This window comes from Micromonospora sp. NPDC003776, from assembly GCF_053605645.1.
This window is the reverse complement of record NZ_JBSGJR010000614.1, coordinates 1-3970: the sequence shown is the minus strand read 5'-3', so window position 1 is coordinate 3970 and position 3970 is coordinate 1. Positions and strand designations below refer to the sequence as shown.

Sequence of the window (3970 nt, the reverse complement as noted above, 5' to 3'; positions counted from 1 at the left end):
GGAGGCCGGCGCGGGGGCGGTCGGGTCGGTCGGGGGCGGAGTGGCGTCGCGTGCCGGGCGGCGCCGGCGTCCGGGGGAGGTCTCCACGAGTGGAGAACGCAGCGGCCGGGCTCGGGTGACGAGCAGGGGCGCTCGCGGCGGCCGGTCTGCGCCTTCAGCGCGACCACCTCGGGTGCGCACGCCGGTCGTCCCGGGTGCTGCGACGCCCGGTGCCGGGGGCGGCCCGGCCCCGGAGGGGCGGCCGCCTGGCCCGGTCGGCCGCCGCGAGCGGCCTACGGTACGAGGGTAGCCGGGTGAGATGTGGCCCACAATGGGAATATCGAAGCGGATCACGGACCCTCCGTGGTCGCCCCGGAACTGTCGGACCCTCGGCGTACCGTTGAGGTCATGGCGCTCGACATTCCCCGGCTCGACGGCCGCTTCCAGGTCGTCAGCGAGTTCCAGCCGGCCGGCGACCAGCCGGCGGCCATCGACGAGCTGGAGCGGCGCGTGCGGCGCGGCGAGCGCAACTCGGTGCTGCTCGGCGCGACCGGCACCGGCAAGAGCGCCACCACGGCGTGGCTGGTCGAGCGGCTGCAACGCCCCACCCTGGTGCTGGCGCCCAACAAGACGCTCTGCGCCCAGCTGGCCAAGGAGTTCCGGGAGCTGCTCCCGCACAACGCGGTGGAGTACTTCGTCTCCTACTACGACTACTACCAGCCCGAGGCGTACATCCCGCAGACCGACACCTACATCGAGAAGGACTCCTCGATCAACGAGGAGGTCGAGCGGCTGCGGCACGCGGCGACCATGTCCCTGCTCACCCGGCGCGACGTGATCGTGGTGGCGACCGTCTCGGCCATCTACGGCCTGGGCACCCCGGAGGAATACCTGGACCGCGCGGTGCGGGTCGCCGTCGGCCAGGAGCTCGACCGCGACCAGCTGCTGCGTCGCCTGGTCGACATCCAGTACGCCCGTAACGACATCTCGTTCCAGCGCGGCACCTTCCGGGTGCGCGGCGACACCCTGGAGATCATCCCGGCGTACGAGGAGCTCGCCGTTCGGATCGAGCTGTTCGGGGACGAGGTGGAGAAGCTCTACTACCTCAACCCGCTGACCGGGGACGTGGTCCGCGAGGTCGACCACCTGTTGATCTTCCCGGCCACCCACTACGCGGCCGGTCCGGAGCGGATGGAGCGGGCGATCCGCGACATCGAGAGCGAGCTGGGCGAGCGGCTCGCGGAGCTGGAGCGGCAGGGCAAGCTGCTGGAGGCGCAGCGGCTGCGGATGCGCACCACGTACGACATCGAGATGATGCGCCAGGTGGGCTTCTGCTCCGGCATCGAGAACTACTCGATGCACATCGACGGGCGCAAGCCGGGCGATCCGCCGCACTGCCTGCTCGACTACTTCCCCGACGACTTCCTCACGGTGATCGACGAGTCGCACCAGACGGTCTCGCAGATCGGCGGCATGTACGAGGGTGACGCCTCCCGCAAGCGGATGCTGATCGACCACGGCTTCCGGCTGCCCAGCGCGGCCGACAACCGGCCGCTGCGCTTCGACGAGTTCCTCGACCGGGTCGGCCAGATGGTCTTCCTCTCCGCCACCCCCGGCTCGTGGGAGCTGGAGCAGTCCCAGGGGGAGTTCGTCGAGCAGGTCATCCGCCCGACCGGCCTGGTCGACCCGCAGGTCGTGGTGAAGCCCACCAAGGGGCAGATCGACGACCTGATGCACGAGATCCGGCTGCGTACGGAGCGGGACGAGCGGGTGCTGGTCACCACGCTGACCAAGAAGATGGCCGAGGACCTCTCCGACTACCTGCTGGAGAACGGCATCCGGGTGCGTTACCTGCACTCCGAGGTGGACACGCTGCGCCGGGTGGAGCTGCTGCGCGAGCTGCGCAAGGGCGACTACGACGTGCTGGTCGGCATCAACCTGCTCCGCGAGGGCCTGGATCTGCCCGAGGTCTCCCTGGTGGCGATCCTCGACGCCGACAAGGAGGGCTTCCTGCGCAGCGGTCGGTCGCTGATCCAGACCATCGGCCGGGCCGCCCGTAACGTCTCCGGCGAGGTCCACATGTACGCCGACAAGATCACCCCGTCGATGGCGAACGCGATCGACGAGACGAACCGGCGGCGGGCCAAGCAGATCGCGCACAACGAGGCGCACGGGATCAGCCCCGAGCCGCTGCGCAAGAAGATCCACGACATCCTCGACGACATCTACCGCGAGGCCGAGGACACCGAGAACAACACCCGGGTCGGCGGGGCCGCGCGGCAGCTCTCCCGGGGCAAGGCCCCGGTCAAGGAGACCCGCAGCCGGTCCCGGGGCGGCGGTGCCCCGTCCCGGGAGGGGATGGCCCGGGCCGACCTGGCCAACCTCATCCAGGAGCTCAACGACCAGATGCTCGCCGCCGCGCGGGAGCTGCAGTTCGAGCTGGCGGCCCGGATCCGGGACGAGGTCGCCGATCTCAAGAAGGAACTGCGGGGAATGGACGCCGCCGGCGTGAAGTGACCGGAGGGGCGCGGGAGGACGGCATGGTGATCGAGGCGGTCGTCGCCCGGCCCCACCCCCGGCTACACCGACCGCGGGGTCGACGTCGGCCTCCACGGTCACCCCCGCCTGCCGGGCCCGGTCCACCGCCGCGTCCAGCGCCGCCGGCAGCGCCGACGGCTCGATCGCGGTCAACGCGGCGTCCCCGCGTACCCCGTCGGGGTCGCGCAGCACCGCGACCAGCCGGCGCAGGTCCGCCAGGGCCCCGCTCCCGGTCGCGTGCACGTCGTCGAACACCTCACCCACCCGGGGATCCAGATCCGTCAGCACGTGCCGCGCCACGCCGACCCGTAGCACCATCGACGCCACGTGGTGCGCGACCACGTCGTGCAGTTCGCGGGCGATCGCGCTGCGCTCGTCGGCGCGCGCCGCGCGGTTCTCCGACTCGCGGCGGCGCTGCTCCGCCTCCGCCCGCTCGGCGGCCTGCCGGCCCAGTTCCCGGTTGGCCCGGATGACCAGGCCGAGCAGCAACGGCACGCCCACCTCGACGGTCAACCCGAAGAGCCCGGAGGCGACCCGGCGCAGCGGGTCGCCGATCGAGTCGGTCAGGTCGACGGCGGCCAGCAGGCCGGCGGCCAGCCAGATGGTGCGTGGCCGCCGGGCCCACATGGTCAGCTCCAGCAGGGCGTAGCTGGCGCCCACCTGGTTGATCGTCGTGTCGTGGACCAGGCAGAAGGCCACGCCCAGCAGCGCGGCCTGCCCGAGCAGGTTGAGCAGCGGCCGCCGGTGCAGCACCAGCGCGAGGGTGAAGGCGAGCCCGGCCAGGACCCACTGCGCCACCGTCGGGGGCCGGCCGTCCTGGTGGCCGAAGACCAGATAGCCCACGCCGCTGAGGTCCAGCAGCAGCATCCGGGCGAGGGTGTCCCGCCCGTCGAACAGCCGCCCCATCCAGCCCACGGCCTCAGCCTAGGGGTTGCGGCGCGGCGGCCGGAGCCGCCATCACGGGCGCCCATCGGGTCCGGAGGCCCAGGTGCACGGCCAGGCCGATCGGCCCGAGCAGGATCGTCAGCAGCAGTACCGGCGCCATGACCAGCGCCGGCACCCCACGCTTGCGGCTGTCGAGCCACATCCAGCGGCCGACGAACAGGTCGAACCCCACCATGTGGGCCCACGCCGCCGCCGCACCGTCCGGCGTGCCCAGCAGCGCCCGAACGCCGTCCAGGGTCGGCGAGGCCACCGCCGGCAGCACCTCGCCCAGCGCCGGCAGCACCAGCAGCGCGTACGCCGCCAGGACCGGGGCCACGATCAGCGGCGAGCCGACCACCCGGGCGGTCACCGACCAGCGGGGCGCCAGGATCATCAGCGCCCAGAACGGCGCGGCCAGCACGAACGTCAGGCCGAACAGCGTGCCGGTCATGCCGCCAGCGCCAGTTCCGGACGCCGCCGGCGGGCCAGCACCAGGCCGGCGGCGGTGGCGGTGCCCGCCAGCAGGAGC

Annotated in this window: 2 protein-coding genes and 1 pseudogene; 1 reads left to right on the top strand and 2 read right to left on the bottom strand. The window is 72.5% G+C overall.

Annotated elements, in window-relative coordinates; genetic code table 11:
* The first annotated feature begins 387 nt into the window (after positions 1–387).
* On the top strand, positions 388–2496 hold the full coding sequence (uvrB, locus tag ACWEVO_RS31980; protein ID WP_452311181.1) for an excinuclease ABC subunit UvrB: 2109 nt from the start codon (positions 388–390) through the stop codon (positions 2494–2496).
* A gap of 62 nt (positions 2497–2558) precedes the next feature.
* Here the strand turns inward: uvrB and ACWEVO_RS31975 are convergent.
* A pseudogene (locus tag ACWEVO_RS31975) lies at positions 2559–3432 on the bottom strand (sensor histidine kinase); the annotation flags it as partial.
* Positions 3433–3436: 4 nt separating this feature from the next.
* The gene (locus ACWEVO_RS31970; protein ID WP_452311180.1) at positions 3437–3892 is read right to left on the bottom strand and encodes an ABA4-like family protein; all 456 of its coding nucleotides are present in this window, start codon (positions 3890–3892) and stop codon (positions 3437–3439) included.
* Positions 3893–3970 lie beyond the last annotated feature (78 nt).

What these genes read in the sequence shown, in the direction of transcription:
- ACWEVO_RS31970 (WP_452311180.1), bottom strand. Translation starts at nt 3,892, where the DNA reads ATGACCGGCACGCTGTTCGGCCTGACGTTCGTGCTGGCCGCGCCGTTC.
- uvrB (WP_452311181.1), top strand. Translation starts at nt 388, where the DNA reads ATGGCGCTCGACATTCCCCGGCTCGACGGCCGCTTCCAGGTCGTCAGC.